The 21615-nt window shown below is 40.8% G+C and carries 35 protein-coding genes and 2 tRNA genes; 21 read left to right on the top strand and 16 right to left on the bottom strand.

Features of this window, described 5'->3' with window-relative positions:
• Nucleotides 1-187 precede the first annotated feature (187 nt).
• The gene (locus tag DYY67_RS11165; RefSeq protein WP_255493092.1) at nucleotides 188-310 is read right to left on the bottom strand and encodes a hypothetical protein; all 123 of its coding nucleotides are present in this window, start codon (nucleotides 308-310) and stop codon (nucleotides 188-190) included.
• 159 nt (nucleotides 311-469) lie between these two features.
• Between DYY67_RS11165 and DYY67_RS09025 the strand changes: the two genes are divergently transcribed.
• The 4 genes from DYY67_RS09025 to DYY67_RS10155 all read left to right on the top strand — a co-directional run bounded on the left by DYY67_RS09025 (nucleotide 470) and on the right by DYY67_RS10155 (nucleotide 2059).
• Nucleotides 470-772 carry a hypothetical protein gene (locus tag DYY67_RS09025; RefSeq protein ID WP_166392548.1) on the top strand — a complete coding sequence of 101 codons (303 nt, stop codon included), beginning with the start codon at nucleotides 470-472 and terminating at the stop codon, nucleotides 770-772.
• A 277-nt stretch (nucleotides 773-1049) separates the two neighbouring features.
• Nucleotides 1050-1559 carry a hypothetical protein gene (locus tag DYY67_RS09020; protein WP_166392547.1) on the top strand — a complete coding sequence of 170 codons (510 nt, stop codon included), beginning with the start codon at nucleotides 1050-1052 and terminating at the stop codon, nucleotides 1557-1559.
• Nucleotides 1537-1863, top strand: coding sequence for a hypothetical protein (locus tag DYY67_RS09015; RefSeq protein WP_166392546.1), 327 nt, complete (start codon nucleotides 1537-1539; stop codon nucleotides 1861-1863). The genes DYY67_RS09020 and DYY67_RS09015 overlap by 23 nt, the downstream gene beginning before the upstream one ends.
• The gene (locus DYY67_RS10155) at nucleotides 1775-2059 is read left to right on the top strand and encodes a hypothetical protein (protein WP_218584713.1); all 285 of its coding nucleotides are present in this window, start codon (nucleotides 1775-1777) and stop codon (nucleotides 2057-2059) included. The genes DYY67_RS09015 and DYY67_RS10155 overlap by 89 nt, the downstream gene beginning before the upstream one ends.
• Nucleotides 2060-2492: 433 nt before the next feature.
• On the opposite strand, the gene DYY67_RS09010 is transcribed toward DYY67_RS10155, so the two are convergent.
• Nucleotides 2493-2586 (bottom strand) — tRNA-Arg (locus tag DYY67_RS09010).
• A gap of 34 nt (nucleotides 2587-2620) precedes the next feature.
• The gene (bluB, locus tag DYY67_RS09005) at nucleotides 2621-3325 is read right to left on the bottom strand and encodes a 5,6-dimethylbenzimidazole synthase (protein ID WP_166390243.1); all 705 of its coding nucleotides are present in this window, start codon (nucleotides 3323-3325) and stop codon (nucleotides 2621-2623) included.
• An 80-nt stretch (nucleotides 3326-3405) separates the two neighbouring features.
• Here bluB and DYY67_RS09000 point away from each other — a divergent pair.
• Together DYY67_RS09000 and DYY67_RS08995 are read left to right on the top strand one after the other, a co-directional pair.
• Nucleotides 3406-3479 (top strand) — tRNA-Val (locus DYY67_RS09000).
• Between the two features lie 441 nt (nucleotides 3480-3920).
• Nucleotides 3921-4382, top strand: a complete 462-nt coding sequence (locus DYY67_RS08995) for a hypothetical protein (RefSeq protein WP_166392545.1) — start codon at nucleotides 3921-3923, stop codon at nucleotides 4380-4382.
• On the opposite strand, the gene DYY67_RS08990 is transcribed toward DYY67_RS08995, so the two are convergent.
• Both DYY67_RS08990 and DYY67_RS08985 read right to left on the bottom strand, forming a co-directional pair.
• Nucleotides 4379-5239, bottom strand: coding sequence for a hypothetical protein (locus DYY67_RS08990; protein ID WP_166392544.1), 861 nt, complete (start codon nucleotides 5237-5239; stop codon nucleotides 4379-4381). The genes DYY67_RS08995 and DYY67_RS08990 overlap by 4 nt on opposite strands.
• 111 nt (nucleotides 5240-5350) lie before the next feature.
• On the bottom strand, nucleotides 5351-6130 hold the full coding sequence (locus DYY67_RS08985) for a class I SAM-dependent methyltransferase (protein ID WP_166392543.1): 780 nt from the start codon (nucleotides 6128-6130) through the stop codon (nucleotides 5351-5353).
• 333 nt (nucleotides 6131-6463) lie between these two features.
• Here DYY67_RS08985 and DYY67_RS08980 point away from each other — a divergent pair, with 333 nt between their 5' ends.
• Nucleotides 6464-6862, top strand: coding sequence for a pyridoxamine 5'-phosphate oxidase family protein (locus tag DYY67_RS08980; protein ID WP_166392542.1), 399 nt, complete (start codon nucleotides 6464-6466; stop codon nucleotides 6860-6862).
• Here the strand turns inward: DYY67_RS08980 and DYY67_RS08975 are convergent.
• Both DYY67_RS08975 and DYY67_RS08970 read right to left on the bottom strand, forming a co-directional pair.
• A complete protein-coding gene (locus tag DYY67_RS08975; protein WP_166392541.1) occupies nucleotides 6859-7026 on the bottom strand; it encodes a hypothetical protein in 168 nt (55 codons plus the stop codon). The genes DYY67_RS08980 and DYY67_RS08975 overlap by 4 nt on opposite strands.
• On the bottom strand, nucleotides 7023-7358 hold the full coding sequence (locus tag DYY67_RS08970; RefSeq protein ID WP_166392540.1) for a hypothetical protein: 336 nt from the start codon (nucleotides 7356-7358) through the stop codon (nucleotides 7023-7025). The genes DYY67_RS08975 and DYY67_RS08970 overlap by 4 nt, the downstream gene beginning before the upstream one ends.
• Nucleotides 7359-7458: 100 nt before the next feature.
• On the opposite strand from DYY67_RS08970, the gene DYY67_RS08965 reads away from it, so the two are divergent.
• Nucleotides 7459-7953: a CopD family protein gene (locus DYY67_RS08965; protein WP_166392539.1), complete on the top strand. Its 495-nt coding sequence runs from the start codon at nucleotides 7459-7461 to the stop codon at nucleotides 7951-7953.
• Here the strand turns inward: DYY67_RS08965 and DYY67_RS11160 are convergent.
• From DYY67_RS11160 to DYY67_RS08950, 4 genes are all read right to left on the bottom strand, one after another.
• A complete protein-coding gene (locus DYY67_RS11160) occupies nucleotides 7933-8274 on the bottom strand; it encodes an RNA 3'-terminal phosphate cyclase (protein WP_255493091.1) in 342 nt (113 codons plus the stop codon). The genes DYY67_RS08965 and DYY67_RS11160 overlap by 21 nt on opposite strands.
• Before the next feature lie 45 nt (nucleotides 8275-8319).
• Entirely contained in the window at nucleotides 8320-8964 is a 645-nt protein-coding gene (locus DYY67_RS11155; protein WP_255493090.1) for an RNA 3'-terminal phosphate cyclase, read from the bottom strand.
• Nucleotides 8965-9117: 153 nt separating this feature from the next.
• On the bottom strand, nucleotides 9118-9291 hold the full coding sequence (locus DYY67_RS08955; protein WP_166392538.1) for a hypothetical protein: 174 nt from the start codon (nucleotides 9289-9291) through the stop codon (nucleotides 9118-9120).
• A 149-nt stretch (nucleotides 9292-9440) separates the two neighbouring features.
• A complete protein-coding gene (locus tag DYY67_RS08950) occupies nucleotides 9441-9821 on the bottom strand; it encodes a winged helix-turn-helix transcriptional regulator (protein ID WP_166392537.1) in 381 nt (126 codons plus the stop codon).
• Between the two features lie 64 nt (nucleotides 9822-9885).
• Between DYY67_RS08950 and DYY67_RS08945 the strand changes: the two genes are divergently transcribed.
• The 6 genes from DYY67_RS08945 to DYY67_RS08930 all read left to right on the top strand — a co-directional run bounded on the left by DYY67_RS08945 (nucleotide 9886) and on the right by DYY67_RS08930 (nucleotide 12364).
• Nucleotides 9886-10446, top strand: a complete 561-nt coding sequence (locus DYY67_RS08945) for a methyltransferase domain-containing protein (protein WP_255493089.1) — start codon at nucleotides 9886-9888, stop codon at nucleotides 10444-10446.
• Nucleotides 10418-10639, top strand: a complete 222-nt coding sequence (locus DYY67_RS11150) for a hypothetical protein (RefSeq protein WP_255493088.1) — start codon at nucleotides 10418-10420, stop codon at nucleotides 10637-10639. Before DYY67_RS08945 ends, DYY67_RS11150 begins: the two co-directional genes overlap by 29 nt.
• 5 nt (nucleotides 10640-10644) lie before the next feature.
• A complete protein-coding gene (locus tag DYY67_RS08940) occupies nucleotides 10645-11073 on the top strand; it encodes an arsenate reductase ArsC (RefSeq protein WP_166392536.1) in 429 nt (142 codons plus the stop codon).
• Nucleotides 11060-11524, top strand: coding sequence for an MIP/aquaporin family protein (locus DYY67_RS08935; RefSeq protein ID WP_320416037.1), 465 nt, complete (start codon nucleotides 11060-11062; stop codon nucleotides 11522-11524). Before DYY67_RS08940 ends, DYY67_RS08935 begins: the two co-directional genes overlap by 14 nt.
• Nucleotides 11525-11553: 29 nt before the next feature.
• Nucleotides 11554-11733: an aquaporin gene (locus DYY67_RS11720; protein ID WP_320416036.1), complete on the top strand. Its 180-nt coding sequence runs from the start codon at nucleotides 11554-11556 to the stop codon at nucleotides 11731-11733.
• 229 nt (nucleotides 11734-11962) lie between these two features.
• Nucleotides 11963-12364: a hypothetical protein gene (locus DYY67_RS08930; protein ID WP_166392535.1), complete on the top strand. Its 402-nt coding sequence runs from the start codon at nucleotides 11963-11965 to the stop codon at nucleotides 12362-12364.
• A 24-nt stretch (nucleotides 12365-12388) separates the two neighbouring features.
• Here the strand turns inward: DYY67_RS08930 and DYY67_RS08925 are convergent, their stop codons facing one another.
• Entirely contained in the window at nucleotides 12389-13117 is a 729-nt protein-coding gene (locus DYY67_RS08925; RefSeq protein WP_166392534.1) for a dTMP kinase, read from the bottom strand.
• On the bottom strand, nucleotides 13114-13809 hold the full coding sequence (tmk, locus tag DYY67_RS08920; RefSeq protein WP_166392533.1) for a dTMP kinase: 696 nt from the start codon (nucleotides 13807-13809) through the stop codon (nucleotides 13114-13116). Before tmk ends, DYY67_RS08925 begins: the two co-directional genes overlap by 4 nt.
• Nucleotides 13810-14072: 263 nt before the next feature.
• Here tmk and sixA point away from each other — a divergent pair, with 263 nt between their 5' ends.
• Complete coding sequence (gene sixA / locus DYY67_RS08915) at nucleotides 14073-14570, top strand: phosphohistidine phosphatase SixA (RefSeq protein ID WP_166392532.1); 498 nt, start codon at nucleotides 14073-14075, stop codon at nucleotides 14568-14570.
• A gap of 92 nt (nucleotides 14571-14662) precedes the next feature.
• Nucleotides 14663-16171, top strand: a complete 1509-nt coding sequence (locus DYY67_RS08910) for a Ppx/GppA phosphatase family protein (RefSeq protein WP_166392558.1) — start codon at nucleotides 14663-14665, stop codon at nucleotides 16169-16171.
• Here the strand turns inward: DYY67_RS08910 and DYY67_RS08905 are convergent.
• The 3 genes from DYY67_RS08905 to DYY67_RS08895 all read right to left on the bottom strand — a co-directional run bounded on the left by DYY67_RS08905 (nucleotide 16166) and on the right by DYY67_RS08895 (nucleotide 18133).
• Nucleotides 16166-16984 carry a CHAD domain-containing protein gene (locus DYY67_RS08905; RefSeq protein WP_166392531.1) on the bottom strand — a complete coding sequence of 273 codons (819 nt, stop codon included), beginning with the start codon at nucleotides 16982-16984 and terminating at the stop codon, nucleotides 16166-16168. The genes DYY67_RS08910 and DYY67_RS08905 overlap by 6 nt on opposite strands.
• A gap of 97 nt (nucleotides 16985-17081) precedes the next feature.
• The gene (locus DYY67_RS08900) at nucleotides 17082-17462 is read right to left on the bottom strand and encodes a PhoU domain-containing protein (RefSeq protein ID WP_166392530.1); all 381 of its coding nucleotides are present in this window, start codon (nucleotides 17460-17462) and stop codon (nucleotides 17082-17084) included.
• Entirely contained in the window at nucleotides 17462-18133 is a 672-nt protein-coding gene (locus DYY67_RS08895; protein ID WP_166392529.1) for a phosphate signaling complex PhoU family protein, read from the bottom strand. The genes DYY67_RS08900 and DYY67_RS08895 overlap by 1 nt, the downstream gene beginning before the upstream one ends.
• A 379-nt stretch (nucleotides 18134-18512) precedes the next feature.
• On the opposite strand from DYY67_RS08895, the gene DYY67_RS11145 reads away from it, so the two are divergent.
• The 5 genes from DYY67_RS11145 to DYY67_RS08875 are packed head-to-tail and all read left to right on the top strand — an operon-like array spanning nucleotide 18513 to nucleotide 21592.
• Nucleotides 18513-18794 carry a hypothetical protein gene (locus DYY67_RS11145; RefSeq protein ID WP_255493084.1) on the top strand — a complete coding sequence of 94 codons (282 nt, stop codon included), beginning with the start codon at nucleotides 18513-18515 and terminating at the stop codon, nucleotides 18792-18794.
• Entirely contained in the window at nucleotides 18740-19246 is a 507-nt protein-coding gene (locus tag DYY67_RS11140; RefSeq protein ID WP_255493083.1) for a PstC family ABC transporter permease, read from the top strand. The genes DYY67_RS11145 and DYY67_RS11140 overlap by 55 nt, the downstream gene beginning before the upstream one ends.
• The gene (gene pstA / locus DYY67_RS08885; RefSeq protein WP_166392528.1) at nucleotides 19243-20157 is read left to right on the top strand and encodes a phosphate ABC transporter permease PstA; all 915 of its coding nucleotides are present in this window, start codon (nucleotides 19243-19245) and stop codon (nucleotides 20155-20157) included. Before DYY67_RS11140 ends, pstA begins: the two co-directional genes overlap by 4 nt.
• Before the next feature lie 7 nt (nucleotides 20158-20164).
• Nucleotides 20165-20965: a phosphate ABC transporter ATP-binding protein PstB gene (gene pstB, locus DYY67_RS08880; protein WP_166392557.1), complete on the top strand. Its 801-nt coding sequence runs from the start codon at nucleotides 20165-20167 to the stop codon at nucleotides 20963-20965.
• Nucleotides 20966-21592: a phosphate signaling complex PhoU family protein gene (locus DYY67_RS08875; RefSeq protein WP_166392527.1), complete on the top strand. Its 627-nt coding sequence runs from the start codon at nucleotides 20966-20968 to the stop codon at nucleotides 21590-21592.
• Nucleotides 21593-21615: the final 23 nt, after the last annotated feature.

Below are 21615 nucleotides of genomic sequence, written 5' to 3'. Positions count from 1 at the left end.
CGTTAAACTATTATGAGATACTTGGCGTTCCTCAAGACGCACCACCTGATGGAGATCAAGAAAAGATACAAGGCTCTTGTCCTAAAGTTCCACCCAGACAAGGAGAGCTCGTCCATTGCAAGGAGAAGCAATGGTCTCGATAAACAAAGCCTACGAGGTTCTCTCAGATCACCAAGACGCGTGCTGCCTACGATGCCATCTTGATGGAACCGCCAAAGGAGACGTCTTGTAATGAAAGCCCAGAAGCAAGGCAGGCAGGACCTCGTCTTGGAAAGATCTTCAAGTGGAGAGTTCCTGCGTTAGTTGCCATTGCACTTTCAATTGCATATCTTGCAGGATACTATATCGAACCTTTACCAGCTGACAACTCATGTCTCGGCCCAGTTTATGGAGACCAACCATCATTATTACACGGCAATCTTACACGAGGCGCTAGTCTGCCCTGCCACTATTCATACCTGGCTTTGGCATGGCTTGGGGTGTGCTTGCAACCTTTACTGCAGGATTTGTAGACAAGGCCGTAATCATGATGGCACCAGGCCTTCCAGCCAAGGTTTCAGGCCTTGTTCTGCCGTATGCCATCCTGGCTGCGACAATAAAGTTGGCTGCCTGTTACATTGGGATGTGCCGAAGCTTGTCACTTGCAAGTTCGATTAGGAGAAGACGGTTCAGCAAATTAGACAGAATATTTACCTTGGGCGATCTTGTCTTGGTGGTATTGTTGTCATCACTAGCCGGATTTGTTGAGCATGCAATGGTTAACACAGGCTAATTAGCAAAATCCGTTAATAGTAGGATCGCAAGTGCAGCCGGTCTTGATGGCAGACAGCCGGTTATCTTTCTAGTCTTGAGGGGGCTTTTTGATATGATGGAATGAAATCATTCAGCAGAAAGGTATTTGAATTTTTTATACACATCTTTTTTTGAAATACTAAACCTGCGTTTATTGTATAGATGATACAGAATTATGAATATGGCCATGCTACCTACAGAACTTGGACAGAAAATAGAGGTAATCAAATTTAACAAAGATTTCACTGTGGCAGGCAGTGCTAGAGGATAGTATGTCACTTGATCCAATATCTGATCATACAGAAGAGAAAGAACCAAATATCTTGAATGCCCCTACTGGAAGAGATGAGGACCGCACAAAGTGGTCTGATATGGGAAACAAAACAACTCACATAGAAAAAACTACTGCGATACCAGAACGACAAAGCAGAAAGCAGAGGATGCTTGCCAACGAAGACATAAAGAGATGGTACCTCAACCAGGCGGCCACAAGCAGGGAAAACGCTGACGTGAGCATTCGCAGGCTGGCAAAGTTTTGCGAAGATCACGACATGACACCGATGCAGTTCATCGACCTGGCAATGAAAGACGCCAAGGTCGCAACAGACTTGCATCGCCGACCACATAAATGCAATGGCGGAGGAGGGCAAAGCCCCCAATTACCAGAAGAAGATACTGACAACAATGAAGTCATGGATGGACCACTTTGGTCTCAAGACGACGCGCAAGATAAAGATACGAAACTTGTCAAGCACGCCAACACTTGAGAACGAGCGAGTGCCTGAAGCCGATGAGCTGGCAGAGATATTCAACAGGTCATCGTTGAGGACTGGTGCCATAGTCTCCCTGATTTCCAAAGCAGGACTGCGATTGAGGGTGGCAGGAAATGAGGATGCAACCGACGGCCTCATGATGAAAGACCTTCCAGACATAGGTATAGTTCAGGGAAGGGCGGTCTGTCTTAAGAAGCCCGCCCATGGTGATGATCAGGAAGACCCTGTCAAAGGCAGGTCACCAATACTTTACCTTCCTCACAACACAGGCAACAAAGAAACTGATTGCATACCTTAACCACAGGCTCGCAATTGGAGAGTCGCTTTCAGCAGACTCGCCAGTGATAGCGCCTGACTCGGAGCATAGTTATGGGAGAGGAAAAAATTCGGGCAAAAAGTTTCTGAAAACGAATCCAAGTCTCCCGCCTGATCAGGGAAGAAGCATTCAGGCCGAGGTTCAGCTGGAGACCGTATGTGCTGCGACCGTTCTTTGACACACAACTGCTTATTGCAGAGTCGAAGGGAAAGGTGGCACATGATTTCCGGGTCTTCTGGATGGGACACAAGGGAAGCATCGAGGCAGTCTATACAACAAACAAGGGAAGGTTGCCGAAGCACTCCTCACCGAGATGAGGGAAGCTTTCAAGAGAAGCGAAGAGTTTCTCGACCTCGAAGTCAAAATCAGAAGATCCTCTGCTGAAAGCAAAAAGACCAGCTCCACAGTGTAATCGAAAGAGCTGCCCCTGAAAAGGTGCAAGAGATGCTAAGGCTTGCTTGGCATCTGCAATGCCTAGTTCAGAGGGTGGTGACAAGCGAGGAGGCAGAAAGCCTCATTGGCGAGAGCTGGAGGTTTGTTGGCATCCTACCAAACGGTAAAGTCGTTCTGGAAAACTGCAGATAATTGGGACCCCGATCGGTATGTAAGAGCGGGCTCGGAGGGCTTCGATCCCTCGGCCTGTAACTTAGGAGGCTACCGCGCTATCCATGTTTCGCGTCATTTAAGACTCTGCGCCACGAGCCCACTAACGCAAATCAAACTTGGTAACAATTTAAGCCTAATCTAGATTTGAAATTATCATTTCTCGAATTTGCTTCCAGTTTGGATCACTGACATTGTTCCACTTTTCATAGTATACGACATCTTTGAGAGCAAGTCTGTCAAGCCAGCCTGCCTTTTCTAGATCCGGCTTTTCAGCAAAGCCTGTAACATGACCAAGACACAGGTATGCAACAGGAATGACATGTTCAGGGATATCGAGAATGTTTTTGAGATCATCGTTTGAAAGTATGCTGACCCAGCCTACCCCTATGTCTTCGGCCCTTGCTGCAAGCCAGAGGTTTTGTATGGCACAGCAGACGCTGTAAATCCCGGTCTCAGGTATGCTGGACCTTCCTATCACAAAAGGCCCAAACTTGGAAGGGTCATAAGTGACACAGACATTTAATGCAGAATCCAATATCCCCTCAAGCCTCAATGAAAGATATTTTGATCTCTTGGGATCTTCTATTAGATTGGAGGAGCGGATTCTTTCTTTGTCAAAAGAATCTTTTACCTTTCTTCTTGATTCTTTGTCCTTGATTAGAATAAAGTTCCACGGCTGTGAGAAACCCACTGAAGGTGCATGATGAGCTGCATTGAGTATTCTTGACAAGGCCTTTTCATCTATTGGCTCAGAAGTAAAATGAGACCTTACATCTCGTCTTGAAAAGACTGCTTTGTAAAAGCCATCTTTTTCTTCTGGTGAAAAATCACCATTCATACGGTATCCATCAAGAGCGTTCGCATATTACTCTTGTTTTTTAAAACATTAATACATACACAATGAGGTCGTATTTCATTGGGCCGATGGTCTAGCCTGGTAGGATACCCCCCTGACACGGGGGTGGTCGAGAGTTCAAATCTCTCTCGGCCCATTTTCTCTGTCTTTTCGAACAGAGATGCGATTTGAACAGCTATCCTTATGGACTGCTTTCTGTCCAAACTCAGTAGCTTGATGGGCAAATCTTTGTAACCCTTTTTTGTTTTGATTGCGGAGATTTTACTGACAACTCCAAGTCAAGTAATTCCTCACTTCGCTTGAAGGATTACATCATTTCCTTTTCCATTTGGTGTAATTGACATTGTTTTCAAATTTTTTATTTTTACAAAAAATAATTCTAATTGTATTATAGTTTTTATAAGAGTGAATTTTCCATACGATTAGCTTGAAGGTTCTAGCCTTGGTTTTGCTATCGATAATTGCTGCTGTACTGGGACAAAATCAAATCAAGACATTTGGAGATATATTTACCCTTTTCTATCGCACTAGTAATTGCAATAATTTCCATAATTGCTGCATCCAATAGTCATAAATCATGAACAAAAAAATTCTAATCGTCACATGTGTAGTAATTGTGGCAATAATAACAATCATGTATCTCGAACAAGGTGAATCCAAGGTTTCTATAGTCAACAACTCCACATCCAAGGCCACTGTTGTCAACTCTACGTCAAGCGTTATACAGTCAGCCAATCAAGCTCCAACTCCGTCCATTACTGTTACCACAGACAAGCCCTCTTACAGTATGGGCGATGCAATAATAATCTCCGGTATTGTTAAATCACCAACTGCTGGCACTCCAGTGACAATTTTGTTTCTTGATCCAAATAATTTACTTTTTCAAGCTGAGCGAATTTCTGTTTCGCAAGACGGTATCTTTCAGACTACAATCATGACTACTCCCAGTATTTGGAAACTTGGCGGAACATATGCCGTATCAGTACAATATGGCTCGTCTGACGTCAAAGCCCAAAAAACATTCTACTTTACAGGTTAACAATGAGACAAGGTTCTAGTTTTTGCTTTATAAAATACAATTACCGAAAGAAAACCCATGACAAGCATGGGCACTGCAAATGGAAATTCAGCCACGGTTGATGAATTTTGAGGCGCATTACATGAAACATTTTCAACTTGGGCTCCAATAAAATCTCCATTACTTGTGAATGTTCCGCCACACATGTTTTTAATTGTGCCAGAGTTTGTGATCGTACCGCTGACATCGCTGATGACAGTAGCGTAATTAGTTATGTTGCCACCGTTATTGATGATGGCACTCAGTTCATTATTATGAATAGTGCCGGAGTTGGTGATGATACCCTTAAAGTTGTTTATGACTTTGCCTGTGTTAACTATGGTTCCATCATTGTTGATTGTGCCAAAGTTGTTTATGGAGCCAAGATTATTGATAGTGCTGTTAGTGGTAATGGTGCCGTTGCTGTTGTTGGTAATGGTACCTTCGTTCTGGATTGTACCGCCAAAGCATTGGCCGGTACAGTGATTGGCAATAGAACCATTGTTGTTAAGAATGCCAGAGTTGTTGATGGTTATACTGCCGGAGATGTCTATGGCACCATGGTTGTTGAGAGAGTCTGTGACTTTCAATGAAATATAGGGCAAAAACGAGTTGTCTACTGTCAGTAGATCACCAGAATTTAGCCAGAGACTCGATATGGTACAGGTTGAAGTCAAGTTATTCCAAGTGCCAGAAATGGTCCGACATGATGCTTGATCTTTAAAGTCATATGTAACTGCATGTGCATCGTGAATTGAAAATGATATGGTTACTAAAATTGCAATTGCAGCTAATGCGGAATAAATTTTCATGTAATCTGCACGTCCAAAATCGACCATGAATAGTGTTTAGAAATTCACTTAATATTATTTGCCTAAAATATTCTTTATAGAATGAATGCATCTAGTGCACAGAAAGATATACTTCTGTGATTAGATGTTTGTTAATTTTTACTGCTTATGACCCATCATGATTGATGTTGGATATTGGAAATAGATTTTGTTGTTTTTAATGGAGCTATTGACCCCTAAATTATTTGATTTTAGGTCTTCTTCAAACATCTCTCTTATTTTCACTTCATCACCAGGGTTTGGAAATGATGCCTTTAACTGTCCTTCCAGATCCATTTCTAGCCCATAGGATTCAGTCTTTTGTATTGCAATATTCAATTGATTAAACATGGATTCAAATTCGTTGATTGTAAGTGCTTTTGCATGGGAAGGGTCGCGCAGTTTTTCCATCTTGTTGTATCTATCCGCCTTGTCCTTGTCTGGAGTGACATCAATTACGGCAATTCTTCCACCCGGCTTACAGACTCTTTTCATCTCAGACAGTACAGATATTGGATCCATCATGTGATGAAAACTATACCGCGTAATAACCAGAGAAAAGGAATCATTCTCAAATGGCAATGACGTGACATCACCAATCTTCCATGTCAGGTTCTCCAATTTCTTGCTATTTTGAAGCAATTTTGCCTGCTCTATCATGGCTGGCGTGATATCGATTCCTGTCACATGATTTACAATGCCAGCAAGAGCACATGAAACCAGACCAGACCCGCAAGCAACATCAAGTACTGTATCATCCTTTGTAACACCAGTAACTTTAACCATCAACCTGAAAGCCCCCTCATGGGAATGTTCCATCTTTTTTGTAAATGGCACGGCCTGTTTTGTGAACTGCGAGATTATGTTTTTGTTATGTTCCTGAGTTTTGATATCTGGCAAGAGTTAGTATTTCATGATCTACATATTTAATTTTATTTGTAAAATTGCATACCGCCATTTTCTACAAGAATCACAAGCGATACATGAATTTTAGATTCGTTGATCAACTGGATATAAACCAGTAGGCCATTATCGGCTGCAATTGAATGCTTTCAAATCCAGAACAATGTTGCGACATTTTTTAAACCATGCCTGTCCCATTCGTATTAGTAGTGAAAATCATTCTCTTGCCAGATATCCTTCTTCTATTGCTGATAATTCCACTTGCAAACTCTGTCTGTGCCACCTCTCTTGACCCATTTCTTTTTATTTTAATGATACCTGTACCATATAATGGTAAAATTTACTCCAAAAGAGATCAAGTTTCTAAAGGCAAATGAAGGATGCAGAGTTGCAACAAGTGCAGATGACAATCCACACATTTCTCCTGTGACATATTACTTTGAGGATGGGTATTTTTATTTTGCAACTGACTATGACACAAAAAAGTATTTCAATCTAAAAAAGAATAAAAACATTGCAATATCTGTGGACATTTACAATCCTGGAAAACACAAGGGAGTGGTAGTTCAGGGCGTATCAACCTTCATTGAGAAGGGAAGCGAGTTCAAGCGGTTGTATGACATATTTTACAAAAACTTTGCATGGGTAAGGGCCATGGCATGGAAGGAAGGAGAAGCTCCTTTTGTAAAAATTACTCCTAAGAAGAAAGCAAGCTGGGGTATCGGCTAGCCAAGTGTTACGTCAAAGTCTTTAGTTATCATAGTAAGGGTTGATTCTATCGTAACCTGGCCTTTTATCTCATACTTGACCGAGCCTCCGTTTACTATTGAATTGTAAATGTCGGATATGCCAGATGAATTGACAAGCTGGAAACTATTGTCTGGAACTGTCATGTTGCTGTCTGGAACAATGCGGGTCTGCCAGCCATTGGGATGTCCTCTACATCATAGTGGCCCTGGCCAACATCTTGGCCGTTTGCATACAAGTCATAATTGATTGTTGAAATGGTAGAAGTAATTGTTGTTGGGTTGTATAGAACATAATCAATTTCAAGATTAGCACGGTTGTTGATTTTATCTACGCTGAGCACTTTGATAGTTTGAACATTGACTGTTATCTGTTCTAGTTGCGGTTGATACGAGTCTGCATATAGATAGAAGAAGAGCATGAGTCCGCCTAAACCTGCAAAAGCTGCAATCAGTACTGCCTTTCCTTTGCTAACCATTCTAAAAGCTACGGGTTTTGTTGATTTAAAAAACCTTCTCAGATGAATCAGTCGAGTTTGCAACATAACCGATATTATGAGTTAGCTTTGGTATAGAGACATGCCAATTGCTGATGCGTTAATCATGTGGGCGCATCTCGTTGCTGCGTCAATATGGGTCGGAGGTTCCATATTCATTGGAATAGTTTTTGCCCCACTTCTCAAGACAATGTCAGATACGGTAGAGGGAAGATTGTCAATCATGATTCGCGTGGGCAGAAAATTCAACAAAATTGCCATTCCTTCCTTGATAATACTCATCATAACTGGAATCTATAACTCCAGCAACTTGCTGATCAACCCGTCGCTGATACTTTCAACAACCTATGGCCAGATACTTGTGATCAAAGTCATTCTTGTCATAATTTTACTGGTAACATTTGCAATACATGTAAGGCTGATTCGAGTTGAAATAGAAAAAAAGATCGAATCAAAACAATTTTCAGAGGAACTTGTACAGAAGATTCGCTCAAAAATAATTGCTTTGGGAAGGATTACCGTCATAGTGTCTATTGCCATACTTCTCATGGCCGCGCTATTGCATTCTGGAGTCTGAGTTTCCAGATATTCGTACTTCAAATCCCGCATCAAGCTTTCCTACTCCATATTTGCAGTCAGTTATCTTTGATGCAACAAAGAGGTCTGTCTCTAAATGTTTTGTAATTTGGTTTACTCGAAAGACAGAGGTATCAGAAATCAATGAGAGCGGAACTACCAGCATGTCTGACAGGGAAGAGTCCACTCCAAGGCTTGATTCTATGAATTTGCCTGCAACAGTTTTTCCCATTCCTGCCATGTTTTTTTGATAAATAATGTCTGATCCAACTACTGATGTGTCATCTTGCGAGAACACCAAAATTGAACATCCCCTGTCCAAGGCATTTTCCTCCTTGATAAAATGATCAACTCTAAACCATTTTCTTCAAGAGCTTTTCTGGCACTCATCTGTCTCTTGCTGTACCACATCCTTTGGTATGCCGTGGTATGAGCAGAGCATCTTTGCAGATTTTGTTGTGCGCCCAAGAAGAGATACTGCCTTGGTGTTTTTACAAGGGAAAATTTCTGCCTCTATCAATCCTCCTCCCTTTGGATAGTATCCGCGATTTTTGATGTCAAGTGAAAAATTAATCCCAATCCTGGAAAATGCCTCACCTAGCACGAGTTTTGTATAATCTGCAGTAGGGCTCCACGGCACATCAGTACCGCCTGTTATGGAAATTTTCAATCTCTTTTTGAGAAGTGAAACTGCAGGAATCAGAACATGTAAAATTAAAGGAACGCTTCCGGCAGTGCCGACATCCTCTCTGAGATCCATGTCAATCCCTTCTGATGGGAAAAACTTTAGACTAGTAGAGCCGACATGCAGGCCCTCTACCCTTGCTTGACAAATCTTTGACAGAATTTTTACTCCTAGGAGATGTTGGGGCCTCAAGCCTGGGACTTTTCTGTTGCTTCGAATGTTTTCTATTTCAACGGGCTTGCCAGTTATTGCAGACAGCGTTACCGCGCTTCGAATTATCTGTCCTCCTCCCTCTCCAAAAGAGCCGTCTATTCTTACCGGTTCCATGCAGGGTTTGGTGGAATTTACAAATTTAATGGTTCGATCTAATCTTTAGTCAATGACCAACGGAAGGCTTTGTGAGACTAGTTTTAGATTAGGCACGAAAATAGGTCTCGCGCCTCACATCGCGTCCTCCAAGCATGAATACCCGCTCCATTCTTACCCACTTGCCATCCTCCTCGGTAGGGATGCCGTCTTTATCCCAATAGTAAAATTTCTCCTGATCATACTCTTCCTCACATGCAGGAAGGCCTGGAACGTCCTCATCATCGTCTCCTCGTCCTCTTCTTCAACCTCTTCATCATCAACTTCTTTCTCTTCGTCTTCACTCAAAGATGATCTAGCTACCTCTTAGGTTAAATTTCATTATAATGTGAGCAATTTTTGTGGCAGAGTACATGATATTTTATTATTCCGCTCTTTAAAAAGAATGATCGTCTCAAGCCATGGCACATTACTACCATGGTTTGACATTTTTTATTTTATCTTGATTTAGACCATTTTTTCATCCATTGCAGCAAGCTTATCATGGATTCTACAAGTTCCTGTCCCTTGCTAGTCAGCCTGTATTCTACTCTGGGCGGAATCTCATTGTACGATAATCTTTCCAATACTCCGCTCTTCTCCAATTCCTTTAGTCTTGTGGCAAGAGTCCTACTGCTTATTCCTTTCAACGTATCTTTGAATTGTTTATGTCTCACGGGTCTTGTGGTACAACATAAAGGAATTAGGATCTCAAGTGTGCCCCTTTTGGTAATTATCTTTCTTAGCTTGGCAGTCTCTGACATGAGAGACATTGCATCATATCCCTCAAAACTGCATCCGTCTTGAATGACAGGAATTGTTTTTCTTTTAGTTTCCATTATTGCACCAACTGCAATTGTTTCTCCTTGACAACTTAAATGGTTTACTTTGTAAACCTATGACATGAGTGAAATGATTAAAGAAAAAGTAAAAGAAAGATACGGAAAGATAGCATTAACAAGCAATTCTGACTGTTGTTGCATGCCTGGAGAATGCGGCACAAATGCTTTGCCTATTGATGCTGCAAAAATAATAGGTTATGATACAAAAGAACTGGAAGCGATTCCACAATCGGCAATTCTGGGCGTGGGGTGCGGTGCACCAATAAAGTTTGCTGATCTAAAAGAAGGCGAGACAGTGGCAGATCTTGGTTCTGGCGCAGGAATAGACGTATTCCTGTCAGCAAACAAGGTATCAAAATCCGGAAAAGTAATCGGTATAGACATGACAGATGAAATGTTGGAGAAAGCAAAGAAAAACGCAAAAGATGGCAACTATGCTAACGTAGAATTTCGCAAAGGCGACATTGAAAAGAAAATTCCAATAGATGATAATACTGTTGACGCAGTTGTAAGCAATTGTGTGATTAACCTTACTACAGACAAAACAAGTGCATTTCAAGAAATTTACAGAATTCTAAGAAAGGGCGGGACGGATGGTGATTTCAGACCTAGTAACAGATAGGCAACTTGATCAAATCGATACGGAGCAATGGTGCAGCTGCATAGATGGTGCCCTGACAGAAGAGAAATATATTGAAAGTATCAAAAAAGCAGGTTTCCAAGATGTCAGCATTCTGGACAAGAGAGCTTACATGGAAGGAGAAAAAGTCAACGGCAGAAAAATTTCTAGTCTTGTTATCAAGGCAATAAAGTGATTGCCATGAAATTCTTTGGGAAACCAAAAGATGAGAAAAAGGTGCTGTTTGTTTGCATAGAAAATGCCGGAAGAAGCCAGATGGCCGAAGGGTTCTTCAGAAAACATGCCCCAAAGGGATGGGTTCCAGTTAGTGCAGGAACAAGACCGACGCCGGAGATAAATCCTCTTGCAGTGCAAGCCATGAAAGAAGTGGGAATAGATATCACTGGACAGAAACCAAAGGAATTATCCGAGGAATTAATCCGGGCGTCTTCTCTTAAGATAAGCATGGGCTGTATGGACCAGACAGAGTGTCCTGCCATCTTTCTGGGCAACTCGCAAGATTGGGGCATTGAAGATCCCAAGGGAAAACCGCTGGAAAAAGTGCGCGAAATCAGAGACAAAATAGAGGAGAAAGTAAAGAAACTTGTCACGAACCTTGAATCTAACTAACAGATTAACCTCTAATCAAAAGAGGTTTTTTGCTGAAGTCATTGGCACATTTGTATTAGTTGTATTTGCAACAGGCTCGGTAGTTCTTGACGCAAAATATGTGGGAAAATTTGGCTTGTGGTTTGTAGCCTTGGCGCCTGCTGTTGCAGTGGCACTCATGGTCTATGCGTTTGGAAAAATATCCATGTCTCACTTTAATCCTGCTGTCACTGTCGGATTTTTAATTACAAAGCATATGCCAAAAAATCTCTTGCCTCTGTATTTTGCAGCAGAAATAATTGGTGCCTTGCTGGGGAGCATCTTTGTAAAATATGTGATAGGAACAGAAGCAAACCTTGGGGCAAATGCACCAGATTATCATTTTCCAATTCATGTCATAGTTGGCGTCGAAGTTCTGGCCACTGCACTATTGATGGCCGTGATTCTGGCAGCTGTTCACACAGGGGGCTGAAAGGCTTTGGAGGAGCTGCAATAGGGGCAATGATAGGACTGGATATCTTCTTTTTGTCATTTATCTCAGGTGCCTCGATGAATCCTGCCAGATCTTTGGCACCAGCATTGGTGTCTGGCTATCTCAATGACCTGTGGCTATACTGGACTGCAACTTTCATAGGCACTGGCATAGCAGCCAGCATATACAGAAGAAAATTTGTAAAATGATAACAAAAAATCTGAATTTTATTTTATAGAATTTGGTAATTTTGGGGGAGTTAGGTCTACTGGATAATAAAATGGAAAGTGATCACAGTAGACCATACAACTATTTCATGTCATAATTATCTAAGGGTATACTATGGTTTTTCGTATACTTCATAGATCTATGTAACTCTCGTAGATGGATGCATTCTATACGGTGAACCCTTTTCATCACCAAAATCAATCCATAACCATGACGACAGAAACTCTTACACATCAACAACCGTTGGATATTCTCTGCAAACAAGTTTCAGGCATTGATGATCGCATTGAGCTAGTGGCCATCATAAACCGCAAGGGCAGGGTTGTAGAAATGGCTGCAAGAGATGATGGCGTAAACAAAGATCTAACACCACACAAGAGGGAAATGCTGTTCATGGAGTTTGTACTCCAGGCATCAATGAATGGGGAATATGACGATGAATTTGGCAAAGTCAAGGGCTTGATTTTGCAAAGAGAAAAGGTCTCTGCATTTTCATTTCAGATATACGACTGTCTTTTGATAGTTATCAGCAAACCAGTACTAGAACCAACAGTGATACAACAAGGAATTGCAGAAATAATTTTCAGCCATATGCAATTAGAATGCCAGTAGACCGAACCTAACTGATATGCGATACTAAGAATGCATTACTTTGTCAAGAAACTGGTCTATTCTATGTTGCAGATCTGCGTTAATTTCTGCAACAGTTCTGTTACCATTGATAGGTATGAGGCCATATCTTTTCTGCATCAAATGAAATTCTCGTGAAATCTTACTTTGATAAATGAGAAACGACTCGTACATGTCATTTGAGAGACCAATGTCTGCTCCAGACTCGTAATGATCTAGGGACAAGTTCTTTTGAAATACTCGATGTATCAGGACAGAAGGCTCTACGTCTAGATAAAACACCAGATCAGGTTTTATGGCAAAACCATAGAGATTGTGGCACCATCTCTTATCGAGGCCTCGCACCACATTTCTTGCTATCAAAGTGTAGATGTATCTGTCAGCAAGTACAATGTAGCCAGCTTGCAATGCAGGGATTATCTTGTATTCAAATTGGTCTGCAAAATCTGCAGCATAAAATAATGCCAGGGTCTTCCTGCCAAGGTCATAGTCTTGCTTTGCCTCCAAAATTCCCTTGCTTACAAGCTCTGATCTTTTCAGTCCTGTGTTCAAGACGGCATGTCCATCAGCTTCTAATCTTGCAGTAATTCTTTCAATCTGGGTGCTTCTGCCTGAAGCATCTGGCCCTTCGATAACAATCAACCTGCCTTTGATTTCTACATCTTGGAGATGGTTTATCCCATGCCCGTAAAATTCAACAGGCCTGCCGCCTAGCTCTCTTTGTTTGTGTTTCATGCCTTCACTTTCCTTATTTTTTTGCTTGATGTCTGGTGTGGAAGCAGTGGCATGATCATTTTTCTTACAGTTTTTTGTTGTTCTTCGATGTTCAACGTGCCATCTATGATGGTAAAGCCCTCTGGCTCTGCCATGGAATCATACTGATCAATGATTCTTCCCTGGAAAATTCTATAGCTCTCATAGGGATCATTACTCAAATTCAAATCCATTCCTGCCTCATAGTACTTTAGTTTAGGACGGCCTACAAGTATTCTATCAACTGCAATATCCACTGGAACTTTAAAGTAGAAAGCCAAATCAGGCTTGATGGCAAAATCATAAACCTTTCTGACCCAATCTGGATTGCAGCCTCTTACAATGTCTCTTACAAATGCAGTGTAGACATATCTGTCTGCAAGTACAAAATATCCTGCGCGAAGCAGAGGTAAAATATTTCGTTCATATCTGTCTGCAAAATCTGTCGCATGCAAAAGGCTGAATGTGGTAGGTGTGAGCAGTCCCTTTTTCTTTCCTTTTGAAGTTATTTCTTTTACCATCTCTGAAGAATTCCATTCTGACTTGAAGACATTGATTCCTTTGTAGCCAAGCCACTTTTCTAAAAGGTGGATCTGGGTTGACTTGCCTGAGCCATCTATTCCCTCTACAACAATAAGCTTGCCTTCCATTTTCAATGGCTTTACTGTTTTCATGGCGATCTGGTAATCCTCCATCCATTTTTAGGTCTTCCATTATTTACACTCATTTTGTATGCCGCGCTCAAATTTTTCAACAATGTAAAGTATGTTTGCAACTGCTATTATGACCTTGATCTATATAGTCTCCATAGGCATATGAAAGATAAGAAATCATGGTCACATGTTAGATATCCAGCTAAATTTTATCTGTGCATATGGATAACATGACTTGGAGATTTTTGTTAAAGTTCCAGATACAGATGAGTTGGTAGTATAGCATGGATTTGTTTATCTTACGGCATGGGGAAGCAGGCAGGAGCTCTGCCACTGTCAAGGATGACTCTAAAAGAACTCTAACAGTTGATGGAGAGAAGGAAATCAAAGACATCTCAAAGGGAATGAAAGAACTCGGGATTGAATTTGATTATATCTTTACTAGTCCACTGCTGCGAGCAAAACAAACAGCCGAACTAGTCTCAAAAATTATTGTGTCCAAAAATCCAATCAAAGAGATGGATGAATTAAAGCCTGAAGGAAACAAGTTGCAACTTTACAACAAACTTTCCAATTTAAAACAAGATTCTTCAGTGCTACTTGTAGGACATGAACCATATCTGAGTGAATTGATAGGAGAGACAATCTCTTCAGGAGAATGCAGAATTGATTTGAAAAAGGCAGGATTTGCTCGAATTAGAGTAACAGCTATTCTTCCAAAACTAAGGGGAGAATTGAGATGGCTATTTACTCCAAAACATCTGAAAAGAATTGTCAAGTGATCCATGTACCTTATGTTTTTCACTTGGTAAAGAAATGTCAATCTAGTCTAGATTAATAGTGATATGATTATATCGAAACGAGGTAATACTAGCTGAAAATATCAGTCATTGATCTGGGATACAATTCTGCCAAGTTAGTTACGTATAATGTAAAAGATGATGACCTGTTTGACGTTTCTCAGCAAGAAGGAATCAAAGTTAAGCTCGGTGAAGGATTGGACGAAAAAGGAAAACTGGGCAAAAAGCCAATGTTTCGTGCAATTGAAACCTTAAAGTTGTTCAGAGACATAATCCAGTTGCAGCCAATAAAATCTGTTTTACCGCTAGCCACAAGTGCAGTAAGGGAAGCAAGCAACAAGGATGAATTTCTTGATGAAGTTTACAGAGAGGCCGGATTTCGATTCAAGGTGCTTTCTGAAAAAGAGGAAGCGCTGTACTCCTATGTGGGGGCCATCAAATCTCTTCAAATTCCAGATGTGCTATTCTTCGATATAGGAGGGGGCAGTCTAGAGATAGTCCACGCCGAGGGATTCAAGATAAGAAAGGTGATATCCTTGCCTCTGGGAGCCCTGAGATTAACACAGCAATTTGATGGTGAAGACAGAGGATTCAGTGAAAAAAACTACAAAAACATGAAGCGATTCATCTGGAGCCTTCTTCCCGAGAGAAAGGAAATGGGCCTTGGTAAAGACACAAAGCTTGTCGGCGTTGGGGGCGTCTTGAGGGCATTGGCAAGATATGATCAAAAAGTCTCAAAATATCCGTTGGATAAGATGCACAATTACATCATGAATTCCAAGTTTGTCAGCTCTATTGCAAAACAACTCTACAAGATGAAATATGATGACATGGAAAAGATCTCAGTTATTGGTTCTAGCAGGGCCGAAACAATAGTGGCAGGCTCCTGTGTGATAGATATGCTAATGGAGAAATTTGGCTTTAACAATCTATGCGTTAGCAATCATGGTCTAAGGGAAGGGGCACTTTCTATATTTCTTGAAAACCCAAAGGCGTATCACTCAAAAAATATCACAGCAGAGCAAATTCGTCAAACAATAGGATCCAAGATCTCGTTTCAGCCATACAAACATACCAAGAACTTTGTTGACAGCCTGATCTCCTCCAAGCTATTAAATAAACATGAACTCGAAATTCTTTCATACGCAGAAAAGAAAATATCTGAAAAACTATCATTTAACAATCCACAAAGCTTGTTTTATTCCATAATGGATGAGGACATGGCGATTAGTCATGCAAATCAATTGGTTCTAGGGCTGGCTCTGGTTCATACAAGACATGTAAAAACATCAGAATGGTTATTTGCAAGATACAAGTCAATTCTGTCTCAAAATGACAAATCCACAATAAGAAAAATCTCGTCGTTGATTGTATTGTTACAAGTTTTGGAACAGACAAAATCAAAGCTAGAATTGAAACGCTACACCGATGGAATAATGGAACTGCATGTCACGCAATCGAAACTGTTGCCAAAGATGTTGCTCAGGAATACATTGAATAAATTTGAAAATGCATTTGATACGCATGTAATTTGCATGTCAAGAGACAATCAGAACGTGCAAAACTCTGTTCTGGAATTATAGAATCAATTTTTTGGGATCGTCAAATCCTTCATCTTTGAATACTTGGACAAATTTTTGATATTTTTCCCTTCTCTCATGCATTTCCTCTCTTATTGCTTCTGCCAGTTTGCCTGATCCCTTCATACCTCTCAAATAATCCAAGAACATGTCACTGTCATGAATTGAGCCCAGCTCATCCTGAATTTTTTTCAAACTCTTAATCGATTTTAAAGAATCTGTCTTGCTAGAAGTTAATTCAATTGAATAGCGCAATTTTTTAAAATCCTTTCTTAGCTCATGAATCTCTTCTATTTTTTTATCATCATTTAGGACAAGGGGAATATCGCGTTCCATTTCAGCAACCAGCCCCGATACAATTTTTTGAAATCTTTTACGTAACTTTGACTCTATGACATCCTTTTCTTTTAATTTGGGAGGCAAAACTGTTTTTAATTTTAAAGCTAGCTCGTGTCCTGCGCTTAGCTGATGTTTTCGTTTATTCTTTATGGAATTTATGATCTTGCCAAATTGAACGGAATGCAGTTTCTCTAATTTGACACAAATAATGTCAAAATCTCTTATTTGCGTATTAATCTTGAATAGAGCTTTAGCTTGTTTTACATAGTTCTGTAAATCCTCATGTTTTCTAATTTTCTTGGGCAAGATCCTGTAAACTGACTCCATTCGCCTGATTGCTATTCGAATATCATGAATATTGTCCTCGCTTGGGTTTTTGATATAATCATCTAATTTTTTAGTAAATGTCTTGATAATTTTTTTAAATTTTTCAAGCAAAAGTTTCTTTTCGGGATAGATTATTTGTCCTGGTTCCATAGTATCATCTTAGGTATCAAGTATGTAATTTACTAATTTGAACTGTCATGATGGAAATTAACATCTAGTACAACAGATAACTTGTGGCATATGACAGCTATGAGACATTATCTGAGATCACGTCCTGCACAGTTTCGTTAATTACCGCTTCCCCAATATCACTAGAGTATTCAGCCGTTCTGCGAATGTCTTCCAAGACGAACTTTATCACGCTGCTGTACTTTTTGGATTCTTCTAGGCTGTCTGTGAACTCTTTTTCTTTCACTGCTATTCTTTTTGCATTTGACGCAACTGCGTCTGCCAGTACATAATCTCTTTTGTTTAGGGCAGAAATTGAATCTTCAAAAACTTTAAGAGATTCCTCGCTAAGCTTTGTAATCTTTTGCAAAAGGGCAGGTTCCAGCGTGGATTTGAGGAACTTTACCCTGCTTGCTATTGAGACTGCATGGTCTGCAACCCTTTCTATTGACTTGACCACTATTCTGTAACTGATGCAGTCAGAGGCTTTTTCAGTCCAATATCGCGCAGTACTCTTTCATGCTCTACTGCAAGGGTAAGATTTCGCAGTATGTACAAGCTAAAGCGATCAACCTCGTCATCCAAATGGGTAATTTCTTCTCCAAGCTCAGTGTCCATTTCCTTCAAGGCGTCAATTGCTTGTCTGTGCATTGTAGTTGTCAGCAAAAACATGCGCTTGAGTGCATCACTTATTGAAAGCTCAGGCAGGCTAGTCAAGATTTGAATAGTTATGGATTCTGGAGTTGATTCTACAATTTCTGTGCCGATCATGTTTCTTCTTACAAGATCCCTTATTGCCTGCTTGTGTTCAAGCTGAATCCTTCCGCCTTTTGATTGGATCTCAATTATTTGATAACCTGCCAGATACATTGCTATGACCTTTCGTTGAATGGATTCGACTGGTTCTTTTTGACTGATAATAGTTTTTGATTTTGCTATCTTGGGTGACTTGGAACCTCCTGTTGGTAAAATAGAAAGAGATCTGTTAACATTTTTTACAATGGAGACTGGATCGCCGGTTTTGAGATTTAATTCATCAATCCATTTCTTAGGAAGCGAGAGCACGTAAGTAGATCCTCCAACGAGCTGCAGCTTTCGTACTTCTTTTTCATTTAGTAGCTCTGCCAACATCTGTCTCTATAATAGATATAATTAAAGCGGTTGTGACCGCGTTCTATGTAGTGCTATATAGATCTATATTCAAATATGAAACTTAAGAAATCATGGTCGAACTTCTGATATTTGCATCTGAGATCAGACAAATTGTATTTGATGGAAACTGTTACACTAAAAGGAGGCTCTCCCAATATTTGACAAGGTTTTCAAGATCGGGGCTGCAATTGCTGCCACTTATGTTCTGGCAATAGTAGTTCTGATCGTAATCCAGCTAACTACCAACTCGTATCAAATATGGGCCCAAGAAGGGATCTCTTTTCTGACTGGATCTGACTGGAATGCTGTAGAGGGCAGCGAGTCATATGGTGCAGCGCCCTACATTGTAGGTACGTTTGTGACTGCAGGGCTTGCCATGCTGATCGGAGTGCCAATAAGCATAGGCATTGCAATGTTTCTGTCTGAGCTTGCTCCAAAATTTCTGCGTTCCGCACTCTCGTTTATAATTGAATTGCTAGCAGCTGTTCCAAGTATAATTTACGGTTTATGGGGACTGTTTGTGTTTAGGAATTATCTTTTGAATTGGGTTGAAACTCCGCTTAACAATGCTTTGGGTGGAAGTGTTTGGCTATCTTCTCAGGAACTCCATTTGGACTTGATATCTTCACTGCAAGTGTAGTACTTGCTATTATGATAATTCCAACAATAGCATCGATCTCGCGAGAGATCATGATTGCAGTACCGCAAAGTCAGAGAGAGGCCGCATACATGCTAGGCGCAACAAAATGGGAAGTATTCAAGATGGCTGTAGTCCCGTATTCAAAGTCCGGTCTTGTTGGCGCATCAATACTTGGACTTGGAAGAGCTGTGGGAGAGACCATGGCTATTACAATGTTAATTGGAAATGCCACAGGACAAGGCGCGTTTCCATCATCCTTGTTCTCACCCGGCCAGACATTGTCAAGTATAATTGCAAATGAATTTCCAGAAGCCGCCAGCGGAAGTCTTCACATGGCAGCACTAATTGGATGTGGATTGATACTTTTTGCTATTGCAATAACCATAAACATAGTTGCCCAACTCCTAGTTTCTAGAGTACTAAAAACGCACCAAGGAGCAATTCTAGCATGATTACAATAGAGCAACGAGCAGAATTCAGAAAGCACTTTAGAAACAACATCTCAAGCAGGCTAGTTACTGATAAGATAGTGAAGGGAATTGTATTTGGCTGTGTTCTGCTAGCCATAGTCCCTCTAGGAAGCATTATTCTTGAAATTGTAAGAAATGGAGTTCCAGTACTGAGCATAGAATTCCTTACTGCCCCGCCTGGTGCAGTTGGATCAGCTGATCCTGGTGGAATTGGCCCTGCGATTCAAGGGACGTTGATGTTAATTGGCATGTCAAGCTTAATTGGAGTTCCAGTTGGGGTCTTGGGGGGCATCTTCCTTTCAGAGTATGGCAACAACAGATATGGAAACATGATAAGATTTTTCAACGATGTCTTGGCGGAATTTCCAACTATTGTAATAGGACTTTTTGCATTTGCGGTTATAGTACTTACGTTTGGTTACTTTTCTATCGTTGCAGGAATGTTTGCACTCTCAGTCATAATGTTGCCAGTTATAACAAGAACAACTGAAGAATCGCTCAAGCTTGTTCCAGTGACATACAGGGAGGCAGGATATGCACTTGGAATCAAAAGATCGGTAATAATACTTAGAATTTTGCTAACAAGTGCAAAAAGTGGACTGATCACGGGAATCATGCTATCTGTAGCAAGAGTAGCAGGCGAGACAGCTCCTCTAATATTTACAATCCTTGGTAATGATGACTTTTTTTCAGGTTTTGATCAACCGATGGATGCTTTACCGCTTAGAATCTACCGACTTGCAAATCTTCCTTATGACAGTGCAACAGCTCAAGGATGGGGAGGCGCATTAATTTTGATATTGATAATACTTTCATTGAATGTAGGAGTAAGATACTTGTTCTTGCGCAAACGTGGAGGGGGTGGCAGATTTAGAATCACAGCAGGTAGATAAAATGGAGATGCTTACAAAAACTCCGTTCACGCAGAAAGCTACAGAAGAGCCGCAATACAAGCTAATTGCAGAAAACATTGTTGCAAGCTACAATGGTATTGAAGCTGTAAAGAAAGTTAACATGAAATTCAGGGATAGGGCAGTTACTGCACTAATAGGACCATCTGGATGTGGAAAAACTACATTCCTTCGCTGTCTTAACAGAATGCATGAATTGACAAAAAGTGCCAAGGTGACAGGCAGGGTCCTACTGGATGGCCAAGATCTGTATTCGAATAGAGAAGATGCCATCATCCACAGAAGAAAGATAGGAATGGTATTCCAAAAACCAAATCCATTTCCCACAATGTCAATTTATGATAATGTAGCTGCAGGACTAAAATTAAATGGTGTAAAAGACAAAAAGATCACGGACCAAATAGTACAGGGATGTCTGGAGATGGTATACCTCTGGGATGAGGTAAAGCATGATCTGAAAAAGCCTGGAATGAGCCTTTCAGGAGGACAGCAGCAACGCCTCTGCATTGCACGCGCCCTTGCCATACAACCTGAAGTTCTCTTGATGGACGAGCCTGCATCTGCACTTGATCCAATTGCTACTCAGAAGATTGAAGAAATGATAAATGAACTAAAAAAAGAATACACCATAATCATAGTAACTCATAACATGCAGCAAGCTGTGAGAGTGTCTGATTATACCGGTTTTATGTATCTGGGAGATTTGGTTGAGTTTGGAGAGACAAAACAAATCTTTGAGAATCCAAGAAACGAGATCACGGCCAAGTATGTCCAGGGGCAGTTTGGCTAGTTGACCCGGCTGATAGATCCCCATCTGGAAAAACTTTCATTTTTGATGGAAAAGATGGGTTCGTTATCCCTTGAATGCATAAACATGGCATTAGACTCTTACCTTGAAGGAAAAAATGTGCGCCACGAAGTACACAAGATTTCCCAAGAGATAATGAGTCTGTATGATGAAGTGGGTGACTTGACATTTGACATGATGCTAAGGTATCAACCGGTTGCAAGCGACTTTAGATTGATTAGGTCCTGCATAGAGGTCTCCTATGGTTTTACTCGCTTTGGCAGATATGCATACGATATTGCAGCAGTAAGAGACATGTTCGGCGATCTTTCAGAATGCAGAAACGAGGTCATCTACACTCTTTCGGGCGAGATAAAACACATGATAAATCTGGCAGTGGAATGCTTTGCAACCTTGGACTTGGAAAAGGCAAAACAACTCAGAACAGATGAAGACTTGGTGGACAAGTACTACAACAAACATCTTCCAATGCTGATAAATTCCAACAATGTAAAGTGTGCCTTGGCAGATGCGCTAGTCCTCAGATACTTGGAAAGAATTGCTGATCATGCAGCATTCATGGGTGAATCTGCGAACTATATTGTAACAGGGGAAAGACGCTTTCACTAAACTGTTTTTCTGTTAGTTGAAAT

Origin of the sequence: Candidatus Nitrosotalea sp. TS, from assembly GCF_011319465.1 — an archaeon.
Taxonomy (GTDB): Archaea; Thermoproteota; Nitrososphaeria; order Nitrososphaerales; family Nitrosopumilaceae; genus Nitrosotalea.
Note: the sequence above shows the minus strand (reverse complement) of the source record. Positions and strands in the feature narration are given on the sequence as shown.

Excerpts from the sequence above, each read along its gene's own strand:
- DYY67_RS11165 (WP_255493092.1), bottom strand. The coding sequence starts at position 310 with ATGGCAACTAACGCAGGAACTCTCCACTTGAAGATCTTTCCAAGACGA.
- DYY67_RS09025 (WP_166392548.1), top strand. The coding sequence starts at position 470 with ATGGCTTGGGGTGTGCTTGCAACCTTTACTGCAGGATTTGTAGACAAG.
- DYY67_RS10155 (WP_218584713.1), top strand. The coding sequence starts at position 1,775 with ATGATCAGGAAGACCCTGTCAAAGGCAGGTCACCAATACTTTACCTTC.
- bluB (WP_166390243.1), bottom strand. The coding sequence starts at position 3,325 with ATGAATGGTGATTTTTCACCAGAAGAAAAAGATGGCTTTTACAAAGCA.
- DYY67_RS08995 (WP_166392545.1), top strand. The coding sequence starts at position 3,921 with ATGAACAAAAAAATTCTAATCGTCACATGTGTAGTAATTGTGGCAATA.
- DYY67_RS08990 (WP_166392544.1), bottom strand. The coding sequence starts at position 5,239 with ATGGTCGATTTTGGACGTGCAGATTACATGAAAATTTATTCCGCATTA.
- DYY67_RS08980 (WP_166392542.1), top strand. The coding sequence starts at position 6,464 with ATGGTAAAATTTACTCCAAAAGAGATCAAGTTTCTAAAGGCAAATGAA.
- DYY67_RS08975 (WP_166392541.1), bottom strand. The coding sequence starts at position 7,026 with ATGACAGTTCCAGACAATAGTTTCCAGCTTGTCAATTCATCTGGCATA.
- DYY67_RS08970 (WP_166392540.1), bottom strand. The coding sequence starts at position 7,358 with ATGGTTAGCAAAGGAAAGGCAGTACTGATTGCAGCTTTTGCAGGTTTA.
- DYY67_RS08965 (WP_166392539.1), top strand. The coding sequence starts at position 7,459 with ATGCCAATTGCTGATGCGTTAATCATGTGGGCGCATCTCGTTGCTGCG.
- DYY67_RS11155 (WP_255493090.1), bottom strand. The coding sequence starts at position 8,964 with ATGGAACCGGTAAGAATAGACGGCTCTTTTGGAGAGGGAGGAGGACAG.
- DYY67_RS08950 (WP_166392537.1), bottom strand. The coding sequence starts at position 9,821 with ATGGAAACTAAAAGAAAAACAATTCCTGTCATTCAAGACGGATGCAGT.
- DYY67_RS08945 (WP_255493089.1), top strand. The coding sequence starts at position 9,886 with ATGAGTGAAATGATTAAAGAAAAAGTAAAAGAAAGATACGGAAAGATA.
- DYY67_RS11150 (WP_255493088.1), top strand. The coding sequence starts at position 10,418 with ATGGTGATTTCAGACCTAGTAACAGATAGGCAACTTGATCAAATCGAT.
- DYY67_RS08940 (WP_166392536.1), top strand. The coding sequence starts at position 10,645 with ATGAAATTCTTTGGGAAACCAAAAGATGAGAAAAAGGTGCTGTTTGTT.
- DYY67_RS11720 (WP_320416036.1), top strand. The coding sequence starts at position 11,554 with ATGATAGGACTGGATATCTTCTTTTTGTCATTTATCTCAGGTGCCTCG.
- DYY67_RS08930 (WP_166392535.1), top strand. The coding sequence starts at position 11,963 with ATGACGACAGAAACTCTTACACATCAACAACCGTTGGATATTCTCTGC.
- DYY67_RS08925 (WP_166392534.1), bottom strand. The coding sequence starts at position 13,117 with ATGAAACACAAACAAAGAGAGCTAGGCGGCAGGCCTGTTGAATTTTAC.
- tmk (WP_166392533.1), bottom strand. The coding sequence starts at position 13,809 with ATGAAAACAGTAAAGCCATTGAAAATGGAAGGCAAGCTTATTGTTGTA.
- sixA (WP_166392532.1), top strand. The coding sequence starts at position 14,073 with ATGGATTTGTTTATCTTACGGCATGGGGAAGCAGGCAGGAGCTCTGCC.
- DYY67_RS08905 (WP_166392531.1), bottom strand. The coding sequence starts at position 16,984 with ATGGAACCAGGACAAATAATCTATCCCGAAAAGAAACTTTTGCTTGAA.
- DYY67_RS08895 (WP_166392529.1), bottom strand. The coding sequence starts at position 18,133 with ATGTTGGCAGAGCTACTAAATGAAAAAGAAGTACGAAAGCTGCAGCTC.
- pstA (WP_166392528.1), top strand. The coding sequence starts at position 19,243 with ATGATTACAATAGAGCAACGAGCAGAATTCAGAAAGCACTTTAGAAAC.
- pstB (WP_166392557.1), top strand. The coding sequence starts at position 20,165 with ATGCTTACAAAAACTCCGTTCACGCAGAAAGCTACAGAAGAGCCGCAA.